This window comes from Herbaspirillum sp. B65, assembly GCF_000333555.1.
GTDB classification, from domain to species: domain Bacteria; phylum Pseudomonadota; class Gammaproteobacteria; order Burkholderiales; family Burkholderiaceae_D; genus Herbaspirillum; species Herbaspirillum rubrisubalbicans.
Window position 1 is genome coordinate 1 of record NZ_BADI01000513.1, and the last position, 15,139, is coordinate 15,139.

A 15,139-nucleotide genomic window follows, 5' to 3' on the forward strand; every position below is an offset into this window, starting at 1 on the left:
TTCGAGCGTGGCCTGGACTGGTTGCGTGCCGAAGTCCAACCGCTGCACGACTTCGTGGCCATCAGCGGCCAGTCGCGCGGTGGCGAACTGGTGCTGCTGCTGGGTGCGACCTTCCCGCAGAAGGTCTCGGCGGTGCTGGCCTATGTGCCCAGTGCGCTGGTGCATAGTGGCCAGAACGCCGCCGATCCGGCGGTGGGCCGGGAAGGGCCGACCTGGCTCTTGCGTGGCGAGCCCCTGCCGCATCAATGGCAGGGCAACCGCAGCGCCAGCTGGGCGCCATTCGATGACGGCCCGGCACCGCATCGGCATGAACTGGCGATGCTGACCGCCTTGCAGGATGAGGAGGCGGTGGCACGTGCGCGCATTCCGGTGGAGTGCATCCAGGCGCCGGTACTGCTGCTGTCGGCCACCGATGATGGCTCCTGGCCTTCCAGCCTCTATTGCGGCATGGTGCGCGACAAGCTGGCTGCGGTATCGCATCCCTGGCCGGTAGTCTGGCGCAACTATGCCCATGCCGGCCATTCCATCCTGTTCCCGTTCGTGCCGACCACGCAGACCACCTATGCGCACCCGGTCTCGGGCCGCGTCAGCACCGGCGGTGGCGAACCGCAAGCCAACGCCCGCGCCGATCTCGACGCCTGGCAGCAGGCGCAGCAATTCCTGCGCGATGCCCTGGCCAGACATTCATCCAACAAGGAGACCCCATGAGTACCCCCGTCTACGACATCAGCAAGGATGTCATCGACCAACTGGCTGGCCTGACAGCCGGCAGCCCCCTGCACGGCCTGCGCCATCAGCGCGACAAGGTTGCCGTGGCCTCGCAGGGCAGCTATGACACGCTCTTTGATCCAGAACTGGCAGGCATCGGCCTGGACGAACGCCTGCTGGTCGCGCTCTACGCCTGCCGCCTGGCGGGCGCGGCCGACCTGGCCGATCACTATCGTGCCCGCGCGCAAGCGCTGCCCGCCGAGGCTGCGCAACTGGCCGCAGCCGACAGCGTTAGCCCGGAACAACTGCCCGCAGGCCGCTTGCGCGCCATGCTGGTCTTTACCCGCGCGCTCACCCAGCGCCCGGTGGAAGGCGACAAGGCCGCCATCGAAAAACTGCCCGCCGCCGGCATCAGCACGCCCGCCGTGGTGGCGCTGTCGCAACTGATCGCCTTCGTGTCCTATCAATTGCGCGTGGTCGCCGGCTTGAAGGCCATGCGTGCTGCCGCGGCTCAATAAGGAGCAGCCTCATGAGCGATATCATCAAGGCCAATGGCTTTACCAACGAGACCCTGGAATGGGATGCCTGGCTGGATGTGATCCAGCTGGAGGAGGCCAGCGCCGACCAGATCAAGGTGCTGGAAGAAAGCCACCCCAAGGCCAAGACCTCGGACTACTACCTGTTCCTGGCGCACCAGCCCGACATCCTGCGCCAGCGTTCGGCCGCCTTCAACGCCATCATGTATGCCCCGGGCGGCCTCTCGCGTGCCGAGCGCGAACTGGGTTCGCTGGTGGTCTCGCGCATCAATGGCTGCGTGTATTGCGCGTCGGTCCATGCACAGCGTTTCGAGCAGTTGGCCAAGCGTAACGATACCGTGCGCCAGGTGTTTGATACCCCTTATGGCGCCGGGGTGGATGCGCGCGAACAGGCCATCGCCAAGTTCTCGGCCGAGCTGACCGAGACACCAGGGCAGATCGGTGCGGCGCAGATCAAGGCGCTCTACGAGGTGGGCTTGAGCGAACTGGAAGTGCTGGACCTGATCCATTCGGTGGCCATCTTTGCCTGGGCCAATCGCTTGATGCTCAACCTGGGCGAGCCGGTGTTTGCCGATGGCAGCAAGGCTGAAGCGAAGTAACCCCGCTATCCATTCAACGAGGAAACTGTGATGAATATTCCTGATCACCTGGTCTATGCCCAGACCCATGAGTGGGTCAAGCTGGAAGACGATGGCACGCTGACCATCGGTATTACCGATTTCGGCCAGGAGCAATTGGGGCCGCTGGTCTACGTGGACATGCCGAGCGTGGGCAAGGCTCTGGCGCGCGGGGCTGAATCCGGCATCGTGGAGTCCAACAAGACGGCCTCGGACCTTCATGCACCGGTTGATGGCGAAGTGATCGCCATCAACGAGGTGCTGGTGGAGCGGCCTGATGCCATCAACGAGGCGCCCTTATGAGCAGTGGATCTTCAAGCTCAAGCCGGCCGCGCCGTTTTCGGCAGAGGGCTTTCTCGACGCGGCGGCTTACATCCAGCTGGTTTCCTGATCTTTCCTTGCGCTCAGGAGGCTGAGGCGGCGGCGCGGATATCGAAGGCGCCGCCGGTCTGTGCGCGGTCACGCAAGGTGACCGCATTCTTGCCCAACAGCGGGAACACCAGTTCGGCGAAGCGGATCGCTTCTTCCAGGTGCGGGTAGCCGGACAGCACGAAAGTATCCACGCCCAGATCCGCGTATTCCTGCAGCCGTTCGGCCACCGTGGCGGCATCGCCCACCAGCGAGGTACCGGCCCCGCCGCGCACCAGTCCCACGCCGGCCCAGAGGTTAGGGGCGATTTCCAGTTTGTCGCGCCGACCGCCGTGCAGGGCGGCCATTCTTTGTTGTCCTACGGAATCCATCCTGGCGTAGTTTTCCTGGGCGCGAGCGATGTCGTCATCGGTGAGTTTGCTGATGAGACGGTCGGCCGCGGCCCAGGCTTCGGCAGTGGTCTCGCGCACGATGGCGTGCAGGCGCACGCCGAAGCGCACGGTGCGACCATGTTTGGCGGCGCGTTCGCGCACATCTTCGATCTTCTGTTTGACCGCCGCCGGTGGTTCGCCCCAGGTGAGGTAGGCATCCACGTGTTTGGCGGCCAACGCGTGGGCGGCGGGGGAGGAGCCGCCGAAGTAAAGGGGCGGGTAGGGTTGTTGCACGGCCGGGTGGAAGATCTGGCCGCGGCGGATGCGGAAGTGTTTGCCTTCGTAGTTGACGATTTCGCCTTGCAGCAGTTTGCGCCAGATGGTGAGGTATTCGTCGGCGGCTTCGTAGCGTTCGTCGTGCTTGAGGAAGATGCCGTCGGCTTCGAGTTCGGTGGCGTCGCCGCCGGGGACGACGTTGAGCAGCAGGCGGCCGTTGAGGGCCTGGTCGAGGGTGGCGGCTTGTCGGGCGGAGGGGCCGGGGCCGCCGAGCGAGGTTCTCAGAGCTACCAGCAGTTTGATGCGCTGGGTGACCGGGACCAGGCTGGCGGCGACGATCCAGGGGTCGAGACAGGAGGCGCCGGTGGGGATGAGCAGGCCGTCGTAGCCGAGATTTTCGCTGGTGACGGCGATCTGGCGCATGTAGTCGAGGGTGGGGGCGCGGCCGAAGTCGGATTTGCCGAGGTAGCGGGTGTCGCCTGAGGTGGGGAGGAACCAGAAGAGTTCTAATGACATGGCGGGGTTTCCTTTTTGCGGGTTTTGCCTTGGCGTTATTAGAGCGCTCTGCTGGGGTTGTGGCTAAGAATGTTTTTTTATTTCCTTAGTTGGTTTTTGGTTTTGGGGTAGTCTGCACGGAAAACTTATGTGCGCTCTAGCTTAATTGTGTTCTCTCTTCGGTCGGAGGTGAGCGCCGGGGGCGGCCCGGCAGCCGCTCACTTTCTTTGGCCCGCCAAAGAAAGTAAGCAAAGAAAGCGGCCCCCTAAGAGCCAGCCCTCCTACGGAGGGTACCCGCCGCAGCGAAGTGAAAAGTGGGAAAAATAGAGTCGCTGCGCTCCCACTATTTTTCTGATCCACTTTTCACTTCGCTGCGGCGGCTGGCCCCCAAGGGGGAAAGCGTCACGGGCTCGCCTTTGGCCTCGCGGGGTCTCCGACTCGCCTGCGGCTTTGGGTTGGGGTTCTTTGCGTTCGATACGTCGCTGCGCGACTACTCAGTCCAAACGGGGTAAATTATTTATACAAAAAACAAAATATTGCGTGGAGAGAAGATTTGATGCCGCAGGCAAGCCAACTCGAAGCCGTAGGCGAGTCGGAGATGTTGCGAAGCCGAAGGCGAGCCGTTTCAGCCGTCCGCTTCTGCCCCGCCGCGTCAGCGCGCCTCAAAACGGATCAGAAAAATAGTCGGAGAGAAGCGACTCTATTTTTCCCGTTTTGAGGTGCGCTGACGCGGGGACCCTCCGAAGGAGGGCGGGGTAGTAGCGGTCGCCTTCTTTTGCTTACTTTTCTTGGCGAGACAAGAAAAGTGAGCGGCTGCCGGGCCGCCCCCGGCGCGTCCTTCCGACCGGAGAGAGAACACAATTAAGCTAGAGCGCAGAAAAGCATTCCGTGCAGACTACCCCAGAACCAAAAAACACCATCACATCCAAGCCAACAAGATCAAGCCAACAGCATCAAGCCGGCATCGCCAACGACCCTCGATACTCCCCCAGCCATTTAGCAAACAGCAAAGCCTCCGCCCCCGCCTGCGCATCAATCCCCAGGTAGTAAGGCGCCAGGCTCATGCGCAAATGCGGGAAGGGACATACCAGCCGCCCCGAGCGCAGATCATTGTCGGCCAGCGACACCGGCGACAACGCCAACCCCAGCCCATCCACCACCGCCTGCAACACGAAATGCACATGATCGAAATGCAGCATGGCCTGCCCACGCCAGCGCTTCAAGCCCACCAGCTTGCGCCAATCGTCCCAGTCATTGCGCCGACTGCGCGACACCAGCAGCGTATGCCCCACAATCTGCGACACATCCACCAACGGCACCGTCTGCAACAGCGCAGGCGAAGCCACCAGCACCAGCTCATCCTCCATGAAACGCTGCACCTTGAGCCGCTCCGGCCAATTGTTCTCGCCACGTCGGATCGCCATATCGAAGGATGAACCGGCCTTGCCCACCGAGGCCGTACTGGTCACCACCTGCGGTGCAATGCCCGGATAGCGCTCGACGAAATCGGCAAGATGCGGAATCAACCAGCGCACCGCAAACGAAGGTCGCACATTGATGACCACCGTGCGCGTAGGCGCATCGCGCATCACCCGGCGCGCCGCAGTGGCCAGGATGTCGAAGGCCGGACTGGCTTCTTCGAAGAACTGCCGGCCACGTTCGGTCAGCAAGACCTGACGGATACGCCGCTCGAACAGCGGCATCCCCAGGTAATCTTCCAGGTTCTTGATCTGGCGGCTGATGGCGCCATGCGTGACATTGAGCTCTTGCGCTGCCAACGTGAAGCTTTGATGACGGGCCGCTGCCAGGAAGGCGCGGATGGCATTGAGCGGAAGGGTAAGATCGGCCATGCGTCAGATATTATCACGCATGGCCGGAATTAATATCGTTTGTCAGCGCCAACTCGCGCGGCGCATCATCAGGCTCATGTCCACGCCAGACCTCCGCCAGGCCGATCTCGATTCGCGCCACGCCGCCATGTCGCTATCGGCCGCCTTGCCCTGCGATATCGTCCTCTACCTGTTGTTACCGATGTATGCCGACCAGTTCCATGTGAGCCTGGCCGAGGCCGGCGTGCTGCTGGCGGCCAATCGGCTGGTGCGCATCGCCGGGTATCGTTGGGTAGCCAGTTTCTATGCGCGCCGTGGTGATCGCCCGACTTGCCTCATGGCGGTGTGCGCGGCCGTCGTGTGCGCCCTCGGCTATACGGTGGCCAGTGGCTTCTGGGCACTGCTGCCGTTGCGTCTGTTGTGGGGCATGGCTTTTGCCGGGCTCAACCTGTCGACCCAGGCCATGTCTACCTCCACGGCCCAGGGCGCGGCGCGCCGCTCGGGGCGTTCGCGCGGGGTGATTGCCATCGGCCCCATGCTCTGGCTGCCCACTGCCGCACTGCTGGCCGCGCATGTCGGGCCGCGCATGGTGTTCGGATGCGTGGCGATGACCGCGCTGCTGGGCTTGCTGGCGGCGCATCGTCTGCCAGCCCATGTTTACGCGCCGCCGCAGCCGCGCCGCTGGAAGTGGCCCAATGCCCTGGACTGGTGGTCGTTCCTGGAAAGCTTGACGCTGGATGGTCTGTTCATTGTGGGCCTGCCTATATGAGCAAGCAATCCTTCGGTGCCGATGGCGAGCTGGTCGCAGGCGTACTCATGGCGCTGCGCTATGCGGGGGAGATCGTCTTGAGTCCGCTGGGCGGTTGGCTGGCCGAGCGGTTCGGGGCGGTCAAGGTGCTGGTGACGCTATCCCTGGCCACTTGCGTGGCGCTGGTCGGTTTTGGTGGCGGCTTGCTGTGGTTGTTCGCCGGCCTGATCGTGATCCTGAGGGCGCTGCAGTTGCCGTTGCTGGCCCCCATCGTGGCGGCCCGCACGCCGCCCGGGCAACGGGTACATGCGCTGGCCGGGCGCGCCATCTGGCGCGATATCGGCGCCGGCCTGGGGCCCATGCTGGCGGGCTTGCTGCTGCCGGTGATGTCGTCGCTGTGGCTGTATGGACTGGCGGCGACGGCGCTGGCCTTGGCTGCCATTGCCTGCGGCCGCGAGCCGGTTGTGGTGGCCGCTGCCGCGCCTGGCGGCAAGTAAGGCGCGTGGCGCCAGGCGCCTTATGCGCTCAACGGATATCGATGCGCCCATCGCTTCGTTCACAGCGGGGCGGTGGCTGGCTAGGATGGGACTTCTCTTCGATCTTGTCCCAGGTACGTCCATGAACGAACCCTACATCTACCAGGAACTCGGCAACCTCGCCCTGGAACCGCTGCAACCGGGTGAACGCAAGCTCATCGGTGCCATCTTCCTGTTCGGCCTGGCCTTGCTGGGCGCGCTGTATTTCCTGCAACGCTGGCTGCCCTTGGGTAGTTGAGCTGTACCGAGCGCGCCGGTTCAGGGCTGGTGACAGTCGCTCAGCATCTCTGCCTGGGAGATGTTGCTGCCCGGCGGCACGCTGTGCGTGAGCCAGACGTTGCCGCCGATGACCGAGCCCTGGCCGATGGTGATGCGGCCCAGCAGGGTTGCTCCGGCATAGACCACCACGTCATCCTCGACGATGGGATGGCGCGCAATTCCCTTGACCAATGAACCGTCGGGCTCCTGCGGGAAGCGTTTGGCGCCCAGCGTAACGGCCTGGTACAGGCGCACGTTGCGGCCGATGATGGTGGTTTCGCCGATCACCACGCCGGTGCCGTGGTCGATGAAGAAGCTGGGACCGATCTGCGCGGCCGGGTGGATGTCGATGCCGGTGGCCGAATGGGCGATGTCGGCGATCAGGCGCGCCAGCAGCGGCGCTCCCAACTGGTGTAGCGCGTGCGCCAGGCGATGGTAGATGATGGCGGTAGTGCCGGGATAGCACAGCAGGATTTCCGAAATGCTGGAGGCGGCGGGGTCGCCGTGATAGGCGGCCTGGATGTCGCTGACCAGAATGTCGCGCACGGCGGGCAACTGATGCGCGAAGTCGCGCGTGATCACCGTGGCGCGCTCGCGCAGCAGGCCATCTTCATGTACCTCGCTGCTGAAATGGAGGCTGCGGCGCACCTGCTCGCGCAGGATGGCCAGCGCCGCATTCAACTGGCTTCCAACGAAATAATCGATGGTCTCATCGGATAAATCGGTATGCCCGTAATGCGTGGGGAACAGTGCTGCCTGCAGGTGATGCAAGAGCTTTTGCATGGCTTCACGCGAGGGCAATTCGCGGATCTCGCCACGGTAGCGGATCTTGTTGGTCACTTCGCGCGAGGTGCGCAGCCCGGCCACGACCGCAGACAGGCCCAGCCCGGCTGATTCGGCCAGGGCATTCAATTCGGGGGTGTGAGAGGTATCCATGCCCGAATGCTATCAAAAATGCACGCGGGGCGCCGGCGGTGGTGCTGGGCGGGATGCGAATCAAGGAGAAAACCGGTAGAGCGATTCGCGGCGCCCAGTTCTATCTGAAAAGTGGCGCCGCAGTTGAATTGCTCTGGGAAAGTACTTTAACGGTCATTTCCAGCCGATGCAAACGATCTTTCTGCATATCCATATGCGACCATTTGATCTGCCGCAAAGCCTTGTCGGATGCCGCTTTGCGGGCAGTGGTGCAGGCCTGATGGCCAATCCACTCAGGAAATTCCTGATGGTTTTGACGCGCGCCTCAGGAAGCTCCCGATAGGGCTGGTGCCAGCCTGCGGGTAAAGTTCGCTCATACCGGCTGCACCGCGATCTAGCGCCCCAGGGGCGAGGTTCAGGCGCCGCAGCCGTCCCGTTTCATGGATTACCGGGAAGCCCTGAGGGGGGCTTACTTTTGGGCGCGCTTCCGCGAGGATGTGCGCCTTTTTTTTGTTTGTGATGCAATACGCCCTGAGCCGATTGATTGATAGATTGCTTGCGAGAAGGGAAATCCATGTACAAGTTCAGATGGAGCTCGACCACCCCGGCGAGGCTGTCGTTGCTGTCCCTGCTGATGCTGCCTGCTGGGGCTGCGCTGGCCCAGGTGCCGCCCGCCACGGTGCCAGTGCAGGCGGTACCGGCGGCGCCCACGCCGGTGGCCAGCGACATTACCCGCAGTTGCGCTGCCGGCAGCGGTTGCGTGCTGACTTGCCTGAACATGGCGGCCGAGACGGTGTTGACCGAATCGGCCACGCGAGCGGTGCGTATCATTTCATTGTCCAACGGCAACAGTGAATTCCGCATGGACAATGGCAATGCCGGTATCAACGTGGTCCTGGTCTCGCACGACAACCTGATGTGCAAGCTCACCGGGGGGATCTGATCCACGCGGCGCCGGGGCTTCAGTTGCCCAGCAGTTTTTCCCTTACCGATTCTTCTTCGGCATGAGTAGCGCTGGCGCGTGCCAGGTCCGACAGCGATAGCACGCCCACCAGTTGCTGCTTTTCAGGCCCGGCCACCACCGGCAGTCGCGCCACTGCGCGTTGTGCCATCGCCCCGGCGGCTGCGCGTGCGCTCAGGTGCGGCAGCAGATAACCGCTATCGGGCTCCAGCAGGGAGCCGCAATCGGTGGCCGGATCGGCTTGCTGCAGTCGGCGCAAGGCCACCATGCCCACCAGCCGGCCTTGTGCGGTGACCGGGTAATAGCGATGTACCTGTGTGGCGGTACGACACTGCTCCAGCGCCTGGCCTGCGGGTAGTGCTGCTTCCAGGGCTTGTGGCACCGACATCAGGTCGTCCACGTGGACCCGCTCCAGCGGATCGACGCCGTATTCGCGGTGCACGTGCAAGCCGCGCCGGGCGATTTTCTCGGTCATGATGGAACGCTTCATCCACAGCACGTTCACGCCATAGGCCACGGCGGTGGTCGCAATCAGTGGCAGCAGGGCATTGCCCGCATGAGTCAGGCCGAAGGCGAACACGATGGCCGTCAACGGCGCCCCCAGCACACTGCCCAGCACCCCGGCCATGCAGACCAGTGGCCACAATGTTGGCGAGCCTCCCGGCAGCCAGGGAGAAAGCACCAGCCCCAGTCCTGCCCCCATCATCAACAAGGGGGCCAGCACCCCGCCCGAGGTTCCCGAACCCAGCGCCAGCAGCCAGATCACTGCCTTCACCAGCAGCAGTACCAGCGCGGCCGACACCAGCATGTGCTGGTTGAGCAGGTCGGCAATGACGTCATAGCCCACTCCCAGCGCACGTGGCTGCAGCAGCCCGCCCAGGCCGACGGCGATGCCGCCCAGCGCCGGCCACCACATCCAGTGCAGGGGCAGGCGATGAAAGCCGTCTTCGATGCGGTACAGCGCCAGCGTCAGCAGCGCCGCCAGTACGCCGCTGGCCAAGCCCGCCAGCAGGCAGGAGAGCAGGGCCAGCGGCGCCACGGGGGCGACCTGCAGTGGAAACAGCACGCCGGTATCAATCATCCAGGGCCGCAGGAAGCCTGCCACCGCACAGGCCAGCGCCACCGGCAGCAGGCTGCGCGGACGCAGTTCGAACAGCAGCAATTCCACCGCCAGCAGCAGGGCTGCCAGGGGCGTGCCGAAGATGGCGGTCATGCCGGCGCAGGCGCCCGCAACCAGCAGGGTCTTGCGCTCGGCCGCGGTCAGGTGCAGCCATTGCGCCAGCAGCGAACCCAGCGAACCGCCAGTCATGATGATTGGACCTTCCGCGCCGAACGGGCCGCCACTGCCGATGACGATGCCCGAGGACAAGGGTTTCAACAGCGCCACCTTGGGCGACATGCGACTCTTGCCGAAGAGGATGGCTTCGATTGCTTCGGGAATGCCATGGCCGCGGATCTTGTCGCTGCCGTAGCGCGCCATCAGGCCGACGATCAGACCACCGGCCACCGGCAGCAAGGCGGCGATCCAGCCCAGCGTATGGCTGGCCGGTGAACTGGCGGCAAAGGACAGGTGCTGGAAGTAGAACAGGTTGGTAAACAGCGCAATCAGTTTGATCAGCAGCCAGGCCGCACCCGTGGAGAGCACGCCGATGACCACGGCAATGGCGCACAGCAGGGGCAGCCGCCGGTCGGCGGTGTAGTCGCGTTTGTGTTTCATGGAAAAAACCAGGTGGAGGGCCGTGCTCGTGGTGAAGCGAGGAGAAGAGATCGGCCAGGGTAAAGGGATAAAGGATTAATATATCACAACATGATATAAATACGGGAATCTGGATGAGCGGCGCCGATCAGTCCTGTCCTGACTTATCCGCTTTTCTTCTATGCACTGGCGGAATGATTCGTTCGCAGTTCAGGCGGGGATGGCTACTCTGGTTTGCCTGAAGCAGTCACCTGAACAATGAACGTGGAGCACACATGCCGCAGCAAGAAGACCAACGCAGCCGGGCCATCGCCGTGGTGGAACACAACAGCAAACGCCGCCGCCTGCTCGCCACCGGCCTGGCGCTGGGGACCGCAGCGACCCTCGCCGCCCTGGCACCGCGCCCGGCACGCGCTGCCAGCCGCCAGTTGCGCGTGGGGTACCAGAAGGGGGCGTTAAGCATCATCCGCGCCCATGGCACTCTGGAGCAGCGCCTGGCACCGCTGGGAGCGAGCGTGAAGTGGGTGGAATTCAGCGCCGGGCCGGTGCAGCTAGAAGCGCTGGGTGCCGGGTCGATCGACTTCGGCGACGTCGGGGAAGCACCACCGATCTTTGCGCAGGCGGCCGGCACGCCGCTGGTCTATGTCGGTGCCACGGTGCCGCGCCCTTATGTGGAAGCGGTGCTGGTCAAGGATGACAGTCTGCTCAAGCCTGAGCAGCTCAAGGGCAAGCGCATTGCACTCAACAAGGGTTCCAATGTGCATTACTTCCTGGTCAAGCTGCTGCAAAAGCATGGCCTGCAGTATGGCGACGTCACCCCGGTATGGCTGGCCCCGGCCGATGCCCGTGCCGCCTTCGAGCGTGGTGCGGTGGATGCCTGGGCGATCTGGGAGCCCTATCTGGCTGCGGCTCAGCAGAGCCTGAAGGCGCGCATCCTGGCCGATGCCGATGGGGTGGTGAAGAACCGTGCCTATTATTTTTCGACGCGTGACTATGCGCATGATAACGCCGACCTCATCCGTATCGCACTGGAAGAGCTGGCCAAGGTGGATGAGTTCGCCAAGACCCGTCCGGAGGATTACGCCAATGAACTGGCCGGCATCCTGGGCCTGCCCAAGAGCGTGCTGGATGTGGTGGTGCGACGCTATCACTACGGCACGCTGCCCATCACCCAGGCCATCCTGGATGAGCAACAGCAGATTGCCGATACCTTCCTCGACCTGAAGCTCATTCCGAGGAAGATCAACCTGCGTGAAACGGCGCCGCCCTGGCTGGCTTAAAGCGCGTCGCTGCTGGAATTGGCGCATGAAAACGCCGTCGCAGGATCATCCTGCGACGGCGTTTTCCTTGTTGCCGAGATAGTGGTCGAGTTGGCTTACGCCTTGAACTGCAAGGCGTTGGTCAGGTCGCCCATCGGTTGCTGTCCACGCGCGATCATGGCCTCATCACGCTGCTTGAGACCATCCAGCTTTTCCAGGCCGAAGGTACGGGTGATCAGGCGCAGGATGGAAGCGGTGTCATAGATGGTGTGGTCCACCATCCCCTTGCGTGCGAAGGGCGAGACCACCAGCGCCGGCACGCGGGTGCCCGGACCCCAACGGTCGCCCTTGGGCGGGGCCACGTGATCCCACCAGCCGCCGTTTTCGTCGAAGGTGATCACCACCACCATGTTCTTCCACTGCGGGCTGGCCTGCAGGCTCTTGATGACGTGCGCGATGTGACGGTCACCGGAGGCGATGTCGGCATAGCCGGCGTGCAGGTTGAGGTTGCCTTGCGGCTTGTAGAAGGTCACCGGCGGCAGGCGCCCGGCCTCCACGTCGGCCAGGAAGCGGTTGGTACGGGCTTCATCGCCCAGGCCACCGTCGCGCAGGCGCTTGTTGCGCTCGGCCGGATTTTCCGGGCCCAGGTTCTTGAAGTAGTTGAAGGGCTGGTGGTGGTACTGGAAATTGGGGATCTTGGGGATGCCCTTGGAATCCTTGAATTCATCCAGCGTGGCTTGCCAGGCGCCGGCATACCAGGCCCAGTCGATCCCCTTCTTGTTGAGCTTGTCGCCGATGTGCTCATGCGTCTGCGGCACCAGTACGCTGGGCTGGTTGGGTTCGGCATAGGCCGGGTTGTTGCGATCGCGGCTCCAGGTCGGCCAGTACGGCGGGGCCATGGTGTTGACGGCGTAGCCGTCCGGGGTCAGTGCGCTGGGGCCGAACTTGGGCGGGCCTTGCAGGGCGCTGGCCGGGCTGCCTTCTTCGGGGACCAGTTCGGGCGAGAGCGGATCGTTGTTGCGGGTCTTGGCCACCTGGGTACGGGAGACCGAGCTCATCACGTTGGGGTAGAAGGGCGCGGTGGCGCAGATCAGGTACTGGTGGTTCAGGAAGGAACCGCCGAAGGCGCCCTGGAAAAAGTTGTCGCACAGCACGAACTCGCGCGCCACATCCCACAGGCGCAGGTTGTACTTGGTGTCGCCATAGTGGCCCATGGTCAGGCCACCGGAATCGGCCCAGGCTACGAAGCCATCGTTCTTGCCGCCATTGATCTGCATCTGGTTCTGGTAGAACACGTGCCACAGGTCGCGCGTGACCAGGCCCAGCGGCAGGGCTTCGCCCTGCGGGCCCTTGAGTGCATAGGGGGCATTGGGCAGGTTGGTCTGGTATTGCTTGCCGCCGGCGTAGGTGACGCCTTCCACGCTCTGGTCCTGGATCAGCACGCCATTCCAGGCCGGCGGTAATTCCTTGAGCAGGCTGCCGTCGCGGTCACGTTGCTGGTAGTCCGCGGGCTTGAGCGAGGACAGCGGCTTTTCCAGGCCGGGGAAATCGGCGAAGAGGTTGTTGAAGCTGCGATTCTCGGCGTAGATGACCACGATGGTCTTGACGTTCTCGCTCAAGGCGCGGTCCAGTGCCGCCGTCTCCAGCGGATTGCCGCCGGGGCCGGCGATGTTGCCTTGGCCTTCGGTGGCACAGGCGGCCAGGGCACTGCCGGCGCCGAGTGCTGCCATGCCGCCCAGGAAGCGGCGGCGGCTGTTGTTCTGCGGGAGGATGGGGGAGTCACCGGCGCTCGGCTGGCTGCCGGCGATGTCGTCGTCGTGCTTGCTCATGGATGAGTTTCCTGTCGGATATTGTTGTGGGGTTTGGCGCGTAGCGGGGGGAGCATAGCGCGACCGTATGACAAGGATGTGTCTTTTCCGTCATGTGGGCAATCAAGAAAATGACAAAACCTGCACCAAAAGACAATGAAAGTTTATGTAAAAGAAACGCTAGGATGCAATCCATGCGCTGGGATAGCCCTAGAATGCGTCGATCGCATGGGCTGTGTCCCAGGTGCAGCGTGGCCCGACGTGCGGGTCAGGTGGGCTGGTCGTGTCAGGGGTGGCGCGTCTGGCTCTCACACCATCGCGGTATCGTCTGTCCGGGGGAATCATGTTGCTCAAAGCTTTTCAATACCTGCTCATCGGCGCCAGTTTCAGTGCCGGCATGTTGTTCATGCTGGTGCTGGCCATCACTGCGCCATTGATTTGAGGCTGGGGCCGCAGCGGTAGTCCGGTCACAGCACTTTCCTTTTTTTACTGTTCCGGTCCATCTACCTGCGCTGCAGGACTGGCTTGCCCGAGCGGTTGACCGCGATGAACAAGCCCATCAATCCCACGAAGGCCGCCAGCAACAGGCAGGCATTGAGCAGCACGCGGGGGTAGCCCAGCGCGTTGACGTCGATGAAGGGGTAGGGATAGAAGCCCGACAGTGCCCCGCGCCACAAGGTCAGCGTCAGGTAGGCCAGGGGATAGATCAGCCACAGCAGCGACTTCTTCAGCGATGCCTGGAACACCGGCACGAAGAAAATCCAATACACAATGCCCAGCAGCGGTACCACCGTATGCAGGCTCTCATTGACCAGCGCCCGGAACCCGGTCGGCGTCCACAGGTGACGCAGCAAGAGGTTGTAGGCGATCCCCACGAAGGCCAGGTAGGCCACCACCGCTGAAATCACCGAGGGCTGCCGGAAGAAGCGGCTCATCGGCGTGGTCAGCGACAGGGCCAGCGAGGTGAAACACAGGGCGCTCATCAGGATGGTGAGATTGGTGAGGTACATGGTGAGCCGATCCAGCCCATCGAGCACCCCGCCGCCGCGCGCCAGCAGGCGGCTGATGGTGATGTCGGTCTGCGCCACGAAGGCAAACCAGCTGATGACGGCGATCAAGCCGGCCACGGTACGCGCAGCGGTGGAGTTGCGCCGCGCCGGGAAGAGGTGGGCGCCAAAGGAATCCAGTGACTCCGGCGAGGGGATCTGATCGTTGCTCATGACATATGCAGGGAAGGGGAGAGGGCTGGGCAGGAGGGAATGGAGCTCTGCCTGCCGGGCAATAGCGCACATGATAAATCGCCTGGTGCCAATCTGTTGCACCGGATGACATTCATTTTCATCGCTTACATCGCGTCACACTCTGGTTTTTCGTCTTTTCGTGGCAATTCAGCGGGAATGCTATGGAAGCCGATTTCTAAGTTTTTAGATGATTTGTTTTCCGTTGATCTCAACATTGGTCAGCTGCCTGATGGTCTGCAAGCCTTGGCCAGAGCGGATTGCAAAGCCATGCATGTCGCCTGCAGGCGACGCCGGTGGGGCAACAACTGTTACATTTTTTTTAGTTACAAGGCGCTGCAAAATATAAATAATTTGCCTTGTATTTACTGCATGAAAACAGCGCTTCTGCTGTTACAAAATTGTGGTGAACTTTGTATTTGGCATCCTGCCGAATCGCACAGGTTTCCTCCCGGGCAATGCCTGATCACGATGATTCAGGTGCTCCATCGTGGCGCGCGCGACCACAGCGGGAGGGCA

General features: G+C 62.9%; 13 protein-coding genes and 2 pseudogenes. 9 read left to right on the plus strand and 6 right to left on the minus strand.

The window, feature by feature from the left end:
• The 4 genes and pseudogenes from I5W_RS12420 to gcvH all read left to right on the plus strand — a co-directional run.
• Nucleotides 1-708 (plus strand): acyl-CoA thioester hydrolase/BAAT C-terminal domain-containing protein (locus I5W_RS12420; protein ID WP_044529456.1); only part of this gene is annotated, 708 nt, incomplete at its 5' end.
• Nucleotides 705-1,226 (plus strand): CMD domain protein, encoded by a 522-nt coding sequence (locus tag I5W_RS12425; protein ID WP_044529457.1) that lies wholly within the window; start codon nucleotides 705-707, stop codon nucleotides 1,224-1,226. The genes I5W_RS12420 and I5W_RS12425, both read left to right, overlap by 4 nt.
• Nucleotides 1,227-1,237: 11 nt before the next feature.
• The gene (locus I5W_RS12430; protein ID WP_044529458.1) at nucleotides 1,238-1,843 is read left to right on the plus strand and encodes a peroxidase-related enzyme; all 606 of its coding nucleotides are present in this window, start codon (nucleotides 1,238-1,240) and stop codon (nucleotides 1,841-1,843) included.
• A 30-nt stretch (nucleotides 1,844-1,873) separates the two neighbouring features.
• Nucleotides 1,874-2,252, plus strand: a pseudogene (gcvH, locus tag I5W_RS12435) (glycine cleavage system protein GcvH).
• 13 nt (nucleotides 2,253-2,265) lie between these two features.
• On the opposite strand, the gene ssuD reads toward gcvH, so the two are convergent.
• Both ssuD and I5W_RS12445 read right to left on the minus strand, forming a co-directional pair.
• A complete protein-coding gene (ssuD, locus tag I5W_RS12440; RefSeq protein ID WP_044529459.1) occupies nucleotides 2,266-3,393 on the minus strand; it encodes an FMNH2-dependent alkanesulfonate monooxygenase in 1,128 nt (375 codons plus the stop codon).
• A gap of 932 nt (nucleotides 3,394-4,325) precedes the next feature.
• On the minus strand, nucleotides 4,326-5,222 hold the full coding sequence (locus tag I5W_RS12445; RefSeq protein ID WP_044529460.1) for a LysR substrate-binding domain-containing protein: 897 nt from the start codon (nucleotides 5,220-5,222) through the stop codon (nucleotides 4,326-4,328).
• Nucleotides 5,223-5,298: 76 nt separating this feature from the next.
• Here I5W_RS12445 and I5W_RS12450 point away from each other — a divergent pair.
• Nucleotides 5,299-6,446, plus strand: a pseudogene (locus I5W_RS12450) (MFS transporter).
• A 121-nt stretch (nucleotides 6,447-6,567) separates the two neighbouring features.
• Nucleotides 6,568-6,723: a hypothetical protein gene (locus tag I5W_RS32465; protein ID WP_017454174.1), complete on the plus strand. Its 156-nt coding sequence runs from the start codon at nucleotides 6,568-6,570 to the stop codon at nucleotides 6,721-6,723.
• A gap of 20 nt (nucleotides 6,724-6,743) precedes the next feature.
• Here the strand turns inward: I5W_RS32465 and epsC are convergent, their stop codons facing one another.
• Nucleotides 6,744-7,679: a serine O-acetyltransferase EpsC gene (gene epsC, locus I5W_RS12455; protein ID WP_017454175.1), complete on the minus strand. Its 936-nt coding sequence runs from the start codon at nucleotides 7,677-7,679 to the stop codon at nucleotides 6,744-6,746.
• A 553-nt stretch (nucleotides 7,680-8,232) separates the two neighbouring features.
• Between epsC and I5W_RS12460 the strand changes: the two genes are divergently transcribed.
• The gene (locus I5W_RS12460; protein WP_044529461.1) at nucleotides 8,233-8,601 is read left to right on the plus strand and encodes a hypothetical protein; all 369 of its coding nucleotides are present in this window, start codon (nucleotides 8,233-8,235) and stop codon (nucleotides 8,599-8,601) included.
• Nucleotides 8,602-8,620: 19 nt separating this feature from the next.
• Here I5W_RS12460 and I5W_RS12465 read toward each other — a convergent pair whose 3' ends face one another.
• Entirely contained in the window at nucleotides 8,621-10,336 is a 1,716-nt protein-coding gene (locus I5W_RS12465) for a chloride channel protein (protein ID WP_044529462.1), read from the minus strand.
• 254 nt (nucleotides 10,337-10,590) lie between these two features.
• Between I5W_RS12465 and I5W_RS12470 the strand changes: the two genes are divergently transcribed.
• Nucleotides 10,591-11,595, plus strand: coding sequence for a sulfonate ABC transporter substrate-binding protein (locus I5W_RS12470; protein ID WP_044529463.1), 1,005 nt, complete (start codon nucleotides 10,591-10,593; stop codon nucleotides 11,593-11,595).
• Nucleotides 11,596-11,690: 95 nt separating this feature from the next.
• Here the strand turns inward: I5W_RS12470 and I5W_RS12475 are convergent, their stop codons facing one another.
• Nucleotides 11,691-13,403, minus strand: coding sequence for an acid phosphatase (locus tag I5W_RS12475; protein WP_044529464.1), 1,713 nt, complete (start codon nucleotides 13,401-13,403; stop codon nucleotides 11,691-11,693).
• Nucleotides 13,404-13,885: 482 nt separating this feature from the next.
• Entirely contained in the window at nucleotides 13,886-14,602 is a 717-nt protein-coding gene (locus I5W_RS12480) for a Pr6Pr family membrane protein (RefSeq protein WP_044529465.1), read from the minus strand.
• Nucleotides 14,603-14,641: 39 nt separating this feature from the next.
• Here I5W_RS12480 and I5W_RS31240 point away from each other — a divergent pair.
• Nucleotides 14,642-15,139 (plus strand): hypothetical protein (locus tag I5W_RS31240; RefSeq protein WP_148289099.1); only part of this gene is annotated, 498 nt, incomplete at its 3' end.

Bases quoted from the DNA above. Each gene is read 5' to 3' on its own strand.
- I5W_RS12425 (WP_044529457.1), top strand. From the start codon at position 705: ATGAGTACCCCCGTCTACGACATCAGCAAGGATGTCATCGACCAACTG.
- I5W_RS12430 (WP_044529458.1), top strand. From the start codon at position 1,238: ATGAGCGATATCATCAAGGCCAATGGCTTTACCAACGAGACCCTGGAA.
- ssuD (WP_044529459.1), bottom strand. From the start codon at position 3,393: ATGTCATTAGAACTCTTCTGGTTCCTCCCCACCTCAGGCGACACCCGC.
- I5W_RS12445 (WP_044529460.1), bottom strand. From the start codon at position 5,222: ATGGCCGATCTTACCCTTCCGCTCAATGCCATCCGCGCCTTCCTGGCA.
- I5W_RS32465 (WP_017454174.1), top strand. From the start codon at position 6,568: ATGAACGAACCCTACATCTACCAGGAACTCGGCAACCTCGCCCTGGAA.
- epsC (WP_017454175.1), bottom strand. From the start codon at position 7,679: ATGGATACCTCTCACACCCCCGAATTGAATGCCCTGGCCGAATCAGCC.
- I5W_RS12460 (WP_044529461.1), top strand. From the start codon at position 8,233: ATGTACAAGTTCAGATGGAGCTCGACCACCCCGGCGAGGCTGTCGTTG.
- I5W_RS12465 (WP_044529462.1), bottom strand. From the start codon at position 10,336: ATGAAACACAAACGCGACTACACCGCCGACCGGCGGCTGCCCCTGCTG.
- I5W_RS12470 (WP_044529463.1), top strand. From the start codon at position 10,591: ATGCCGCAGCAAGAAGACCAACGCAGCCGGGCCATCGCCGTGGTGGAA.
- I5W_RS12475 (WP_044529464.1), bottom strand. From the start codon at position 13,403: ATGAGCAAGCACGACGACGACATCGCCGGCAGCCAGCCGAGCGCCGGT.
- I5W_RS12480 (WP_044529465.1), bottom strand. From the start codon at position 14,602: ATGAGCAACGATCAGATCCCCTCGCCGGAGTCACTGGATTCCTTTGGC.